Source organism: Serratia sp. (in: enterobacteria), assembly GCF_046715635.1.
Taxonomy (GTDB): domain Bacteria; phylum Pseudomonadota; class Gammaproteobacteria; order Enterobacterales; family Enterobacteriaceae; genus Chania.
Window position 1 is genome coordinate 1 of the sequence record NZ_JBKJYW010000191.1, and the last position, 6,855, is coordinate 6,855.

A 6,855-nucleotide genomic window follows, 5' to 3' on the forward strand; every position below is an offset into this window, starting at 1 on the left:
GGTTTCGCCGATATTCCAACGTTCCATAAAGCTGGTTTCGGGCAGTAGCACATCGGCATATTTGGCGCTGGGCGTCAGATAGAGATCGCTTTGCACAATAAATTCGATTTTGGACTCATCGGCCAACACCTTGACGGCCTGATTGATATCCGGGTTTTGGTTGGCTAAATAGTTACCCGCCAGGGAAAATAGCATGCGGATATTGCTATTGAGTTTATCACCGCCGGTTAATCCGTCTGCGGGCGTGACCTTGCTGGCATCATCCGCCGCCTGCACCCAGTTCATAATGGAGATTTTTTCTTTTACCGGGTTGTCTGGCATTTCTGGGCCGGTGGTAAATTTACGGTTACCAATGCCACCATAGCCGCCAGCCCAGCCGCCTTTGATGCCAACGTTGCCGGTGATGGTTGCCAACAGGGTTGAACCTCTGGCGCTACGCTCGCCACAGTTATGCCGTTGCGGCCCCCAGCCCTGGATCAGCGCGGCCGGTTTGGTTGTGGCGTAATCGCGTGCCAGTTGACGAATGGTTTGCGCCGGGACATGGGTAATTGCCTCAGCCCACTCTGGGGTTTTCTTGATGCCGTCTTTTGCTCCCATCAGGTAAGCGACCAGCGATTCGTTGGCTGGCACGCCTTCCGGCATTGAGCTTTCATCAAAGCCCAAGGTGTAACGGGTAATAAACGCCTGGTCATGCAGGTTTTCACTGATGATGACGTACATCATCGCATCCATCAGCGCGTTGTCCGTGGCGGGGCGTAACGGGATCCATTGATCGGCCAAAGAGGCCGAGGTGTCTGAGTAACGCGGGTCAACCACGATAAAGCGGGTGCCGTTCTGCTTCATCTGCTGATAATAGTGGTTGGTATGGCCAAAGATGGTTTCCGTTGGGTTATGCCCCCACAGGATCACCAGTGGCGTCTCGCTCAGGGTATCCAAGGTGTTGCCACTGGCCGCGGCCCCATAGGTATAGGGGGTAGCCGCACCGGTGTTACCCATACTGACCGAGTGATAATACTCCAGGTAGCCGCCGGTCAGGCTGAGCAGACGGCGAGCCATCTTATCGCCTGAGAACGCGCCGCCGGTCACTGCGGTATTGTTATGCACAAAGCGCGAGGCGGGGCCGTATTTCTCGGTGATCCGTTTCAGGTTATCGGCAATTAAGGTGGTCGCCTCATCCCAGGTGATACGGACAAACTTACCTTCGCCGCGTTTACCGACGCGCTTCATCGGGTATTTAAGCCGATCGGGGTGATAGACGAATTTACGGTAACCGCGTCCACGCACGCAGGCGCGCATGATCGGCATTTCAGGGTCAAACTCGGCATCGGGCAGGGTGGTGATGCGGGTAACCATGCCGTCTTGCACATGGGCACGGATATCACATTTACCGCCGCAGTCAAAGCTGCTACAGGTCGGAACGATGCGCTCTGATGGCACAGTTCCAGCCGAGGCCTCGTTGTTGGCAACCTCGTTGGCATAGGCAAATCGGACGCCAACCAGCGGGGCTGCGGCCAGTGCGCTGCTCACTTTAACAAAGTGACGGCGGCTAATCCCTGGTGGGGAATCGCTATTATATTTATCGGTCATAATATTTGCTCAAAAAGAAAAAAGATTATCGCCGGTTAGGCGCTCTCGTTTCGTTGAGAAATATCAAACTGATCTACTTATTTTGGAGTATTTTGCTGACTTTATTAGCGTAATGATAAGGCTACTCATTTGCGTTAAATATCTGATTGTTTATTTTATAGTTGATTTTTTATGTGAGAAAAAATCTTATCAATAATAGTAAACAAATTAAAATGCCAGCCTTGAGCGATATTGTTAGCCAAAAGGCGCACCATGCATTGATTTTGTGAATGTAAAAGAGGGCGGTGGGATTGGCTGCAATTACTTTTTCCCGTTACGTAATCAGCTAATTACTGCATGTGGCATAATTTCCGCCACCCTGTAAAAAATCCGACGACCATCGCATTGATGAGAGATATTTATGGGATTGCGACTTGCAAACTTATATACTGTTTTTGCTTAGGCTAAATCGAGGGACTGAAGGCTTATGAGATACGATCCGGTTTCACAAACTTTTGTAGAAGATGACTACCGCTTGCAAGACCACCTGGATTTTAAGCGGCAGCATGCGGACATCAACTATCAAAAGCTGCATGCTCAGCTCAATGAAATGAAAGATGAGAATATGTATGCCTTGCTCACGGTAGAGGAGGCGCAGTATTTCTTAAAAACCTTATGTGATCCCAATACCAACCAGTCGTGGAAGGACGCGATGTTTTCCTGCACCGACCCGATGTCGTCTTTTGCTGGCAATATCGTCGAGGCATTGGCCGTGGGCCGGATCGCGATGGAGATGAGAGGGTTTGGCATCACAGCAACCGAATACGTCGGGCGAAATGGCAATCGTTACATCCGGTTGTCGGGATACCCAGGCATCAGAAGGTATTTAGATGCTACCCGCTACCTGATTGATAACCATAGAATATTAGATATGGGCATCGGGACCAGAGGCATTGAAACTGGCATTATTAACGGTGCACGATTCTGTATCGTGTTTTCAGGAGCCTATCGCGCCGTTGAGTTGTTGCTAAAGGATGAATATGGTTTAACCGATTTCTTTGTGAATCTCACCATGGATATGGCTAAGCTGGCGGTATCTGTAGGGATTGCCTGGGGGGCAAAAACGGTAGCTACTGGTGCTATGATCGTTGGAGGTAGTGTTTTATTTATTTCTGGACTTATATTTGTGTTGGGATTGGCTACTGCATATACATTATACTGGGCGGATAAGAAGTTTAAAATAAGTGAGACAATAATTAAAAACTTGAAAACGGTTAAAGTACATAATTCACCGCATCATGCAGATCAATTCTTTAACACTTGGGGGAGACTCAGTCGTGGATGACGTAACCAGACCATTTTATGGAGCTTTTGCAGTCCTTCTGTTATGCCTCGCGTGCGGTGCTTGCTGGTTTTCTTTAAGTGGTTATTTGGCCTTTTTTAGGTTAAGTGACATTGTAGAGTTTTCCTGGAAAGTTGGCGTGATGATATTCTTTGCTCCTTTAATATTTTATTTTTCATATATGATATTTTATGTTTCTATCAAAAACAAACCTATAAGGGTGAATAGTAAGCTGGCTAATTCATTGGTTGTTTTGGCTATGATTGGGGCGGTGATTAGTTTGTTTTTTTCATTTTATGTGAGTTACAGCCTCAAAGAGAATGGTTATAAAACCTGTCCCAGCAAATCCTGGAATGCGCCGACTGAATATGTAAGGGATATGAAGCTGTGCTAAAAAATACCAGACACTCTTAATAAGGGTATCTGGTCATGAACATCAGTAAACCCTGTCATCCCAGATGCTATAACCCGAAGTGCCTGCGCTCTTATGGCTCCAGCTAATGGACTTATACTTTACCTGCACCTTTTCATACGGCATTTTATCACCGTCATCGATGGAGTGGGGGTAGATACAGGTGATATCGACCAGGGTGGCGTCGGTCAGTTTTACTTCGTAGTAAAGTTCTAACTGGCCAGCGGGATTAACGCGGTAAAAGTAAAAAATGATGTCTATCGGTTCGTTTTCCGTAATTGCTACACCTAATAACGGAGATGACTTATCGATTGGCTTAATAAAATGCACCGGGTGGTGTGAGACGTTCTGTTCACGGCTGATGCTATGATTCAAGCCTAATACCTGCACCTGATTTTCATGACCGGTCTGACACCGATTGCCAATAGAGTCCAGCGATGAGCATCCGGCAGAGATTAGGCCTTGTCTTTTGCCATTGATACTTGCGTAAATCAAATTAGACATATCGCTTCCTTATGTTGTCTATAGCGACATTAAAAATAGGTTATGGCTCACTATTAGTGCCGTTGTTGCGGCGCTGAGGGTACGGTAAGTTGCAGCGTAAAGCGAAAGTGATCGCCGCTGGAATCCACAAATTTCGCCTCGGCAACGTGGCCGACATCTTCATCATATAATGAAAAAAAGCGTTCCATCACCACCGATAAGGCTTCTACCGCCTCCAGTTGGCTATTGTTAATGCTTTCATTAAGTTGTCGATCCAATTCAGCCACCAACGCATTCTGGTCATCAATGGCATTATTGCTGGTCTTGGTCATACCTGTGCCTCCATTCATCATGCATTAATGTGCATCTGTGGGTAATTTTTCCAGAGTAAGTTTGAGCATGCGGCCATCGGATACCTTCATCTCAGCGCTATCCGTCTTATTTGCTCTGAATAATAAAATGCAAATTCGCATCAGTAATGCCAGTTTTTCTTCAGGCCCTAAAGGGCTATCACGTAAAGCCTGCTCTAACTGTTCGACTAGTTGCTCCATTGCCGGAGTTTTATGACCGAATAGCGTCCTTGATTCTTTTCCCATACTACACCTCCCTTGTCATCAATCATCAGTAATACAGATTAACTATAAATAACCGGCATTGTCTATAAAAACGCATTTATAGCAATTTCAGTTATTCAGAATTAAAATATCAGCTCGTTACTTTATTATAAAAATATATGTTATTGACGGTATTATCTGTGCCTGATTGGTACCGGTTACAACGCGGAAAATAGACGTTGTTATTTACCCGAAGGGTGGCGGGGGACGCCTGAGCCGAGTGGCTCACAAATCCCGGTGGACAGAGACCGTGAAAAAGTGACAATAAGCGGGTTAACTTAATCAAAGGACATGAAGTAATGCACACACTTGACGCCATCCAACAACGCCGCGCGACCAAACAGTTCGATACCCAGCATGTAATGACGCTGGATGAGAAGAAGGCGCTGCTCAATATTGCTCTGCAAAACACGCCTAGTGCTTTCAACCTGCAACATTGGCGTCCGTTGCTAATCGAAGATCGTACCCAGCGTGAACATATCCGCGAAGTGGCCTGGGGCCAGGCGCAGGTGACCGATGCCTCTATGCTGGTCGTACTGTGTGGCGATCTCTCCAGCTGGGAATCCCAGGTGAAAAACGTCTGGCGTGAAGCGGCGGAGCCGGTGCAACAGTTTATGCTGCCCGCTGTCGACCAATATTACCGTGGTAAGGCTCAGGTGCAGCGTGATGAAGTGATGCGCAGCAGCGGCCTGTTTGCTCAGACTTTGATGCTGGCAGCCAAGGCTCAAGGTTATGACTCTTGCCCAATGGATGGTTTTGATTTTGACGCCGTAGGCAAGATCATCAATAAGCCCGATCATTATCAGATCGCGCTGATGGTGGCGATTGGCAAGGGTATCGGCCAGCCTTACCCGCGTATTGGCAAACTGCCGGTGGATGAGATTGTGCAGATCGATCGCTTTTAATGGATTTTCCTCTCTCCGTGTTAGGAGAGAGGTTCTTGCAATGGCTGACTACTGAATTCACATGTTCGGCCGTAGGGGCGCCGCAATGTGAACTGAACCCCAAATGTTGGACAAACATCTGACATTTGGAGGTGTAGTTCTGATGAAGTATTCACTTCAGTTCAAACTTGACGCGGTCCGGCACTATCTTGCCGGACTCGGCAGTCAAAAACAGACCGCTAAGACGTTTTCTATTGCCCATGTTCAACTACGCAGATGGATTGCCGCTTATCAGCATCATGGGGAACAGGGGCTGCGGGTAGGACGCAAGCCACATTACACGCCTGACTTCAGGCTCTCTGTCGTTGAATTCGCGCTTTCAAATCCACTCTCTTCAGCGACGGTCGCCGCCAAATTCGATATTCCCTGTTACCTTACTGTGGAGCGTTGGATTAAACTCTATCGGGAGAATGGGGCCGAAGCCCTTAACCTGAACAAGCGTAGCCGCCAAATGCGTCAGCATCCCAAAACCCCTCATGCCGATAAATCGCCTGATGAGTTGACACCCGAAGAGATGCGGGAGGAAATCGAGTTTTTACGCGCACAAAATGATTACATAAAAAAGTTGAGAGCCTTGATGCAACAGAAAGATGCCCAGACTCGTCGGAAAGGGCAAAAATAATCACAGCATTGAGGTTAGAACACCGTTTGGATGTTTTGCTGTGGGCCGGAAAACTGCCGCGCAGTACGTATTACTATTGTTGTAAAAGCCATCAAGCACCGGATAAGTATGGTGAAATCAAACAGCAAATAATGGCTGTTTTTAATGAGCATAAAGGTCGTTACGGCTATCGCCGGGTGACCAGTGCTCTTCGAAAAATGGGGGCCATATTAAATCATAAAACCGTGCAAAAACTGATGGTTGAACTGCAATTGAAATCGCCCGTTCGCCGTAAAAAGTACCGTTCGTACAAGGGATATGTCGGTACAGTTGCCCCGAATACCCTGCAGCGCGACTTTACCGCGCAGGGGCCTAACCAAAAGTGGGTGACCGATATCACGGAGTTCCGGGTCGCGGATGAAAAACTGTATTTATCGCCGGTACTTGACTTGTTTAACGGTGAAATTATCGCCTATGAGATGTCCCGTAAGCCGCTCTTCAGCCTGGTGAAAACGATGCTGGATAAGGCGCTCAGTACGCTAAAAACGAAAGAAAAGCCGCTGTTGCACAGTGACCAAGGTTGGCACTATCAGATGGCGGTTTACCAGCATCAGTTGCAGGAAAACGGGATAGAACAAAGCATGTCTCGCAAGGGTAACTGCCTGGATAATGCGGTAATGGAAAACTTCTTTGGCCATCTAAAAGCTGAACTGTATTATTTACAACGCTTTGAGAATGTGGAACACCTGTCTGAAGAGATAGAAAAGTACATAGATTACTACAATAACCGCCGCATCAAGCAGAAGCTCAAAGGCCTGAGCCCTGTGGAGTACAGAATGCAGGCCTTGATAGTTGCTTAATTTTAAACCGTCCAACTTCTTGGGTTCAGTTCA

Annotated in this window: 8 protein-coding genes; 4 read left to right on the forward strand and 4 right to left on the reverse strand. The window is 47.4% G+C overall.

What is annotated here, in order from left to right:
* Positions 1-1,587 (reverse strand): molybdopterin-dependent oxidoreductase (locus tag ACLQ7H_RS09405; protein WP_411752428.1); only part of this gene is annotated, 1,587 nt, incomplete at its 3' end.
* Between the two features lie 466 nt (positions 1,588-2,053).
* Between ACLQ7H_RS09405 and ACLQ7H_RS09410 the strand changes: the two genes are divergently transcribed.
* Positions 2,054-2,911: a hypothetical protein gene (locus ACLQ7H_RS09410; protein ID WP_411752429.1), complete on the forward strand. Its 858-nt coding sequence runs from the start codon at positions 2,054-2,056 to the stop codon at positions 2,909-2,911.
* Entirely contained in the window at positions 2,865-3,302 is a 438-nt protein-coding gene (locus ACLQ7H_RS09415) for a DUF1240 domain-containing protein (protein WP_411752430.1), read from the forward strand. The genes ACLQ7H_RS09410 and ACLQ7H_RS09415 overlap by 47 nt, the downstream gene beginning before the upstream one ends.
* Positions 3,303-3,344: 42 nt before the next feature.
* Here ACLQ7H_RS09415 and ACLQ7H_RS09420 read toward each other — a convergent pair whose 3' ends face one another.
* Genes ACLQ7H_RS09420 through ACLQ7H_RS09430 form a run of 3 tightly spaced genes read right to left on the reverse strand, consistent with a single transcriptional unit; the run spans position 3,345 to position 4,399 of the window.
* Complete coding sequence (locus ACLQ7H_RS09420; protein WP_411752431.1) at positions 3,345-3,824, reverse strand: Hcp family type VI secretion system effector; 480 nt, start codon at positions 3,822-3,824, stop codon at positions 3,345-3,347.
* 53 nt (positions 3,825-3,877) lie between these two features.
* Complete coding sequence (locus tag ACLQ7H_RS09425; RefSeq protein ID WP_411752432.1) at positions 3,878-4,135, reverse strand: hypothetical protein; 258 nt, start codon at positions 4,133-4,135, stop codon at positions 3,878-3,880.
* A gap of 24 nt (positions 4,136-4,159) precedes the next feature.
* Entirely contained in the window at positions 4,160-4,399 is a 240-nt protein-coding gene (locus tag ACLQ7H_RS09430; RefSeq protein WP_411752433.1) for a hypothetical protein, read from the reverse strand.
* A gap of 317 nt (positions 4,400-4,716) precedes the next feature.
* On the opposite strand from ACLQ7H_RS09430, the gene ACLQ7H_RS09435 reads away from it, so the two are divergent.
* Together ACLQ7H_RS09435 and ACLQ7H_RS09440 are read left to right on the forward strand one after the other, a co-directional pair.
* The gene (locus tag ACLQ7H_RS09435; RefSeq protein ID WP_411752434.1) at positions 4,717-5,322 is read left to right on the forward strand and encodes a nitroreductase family protein; all 606 of its coding nucleotides are present in this window, start codon (positions 4,717-4,719) and stop codon (positions 5,320-5,322) included.
* 139 nt (positions 5,323-5,461) lie between these two features.
* Positions 5,462-6,822, forward strand: a protein-coding gene (locus tag ACLQ7H_RS09440) for an IS3 family transposase (RefSeq protein ID WP_411752435.1) whose coding sequence is annotated in 2 segments (ribosomal slippage) — positions 5,462-5,939 and positions 5,939-6,822 — 1,362 coding nt in all. Because the reading frame shifts where the segments join, the coding sequence is not laid out codon by codon here.
* Positions 6,823-6,855 lie beyond the last annotated feature (33 nt).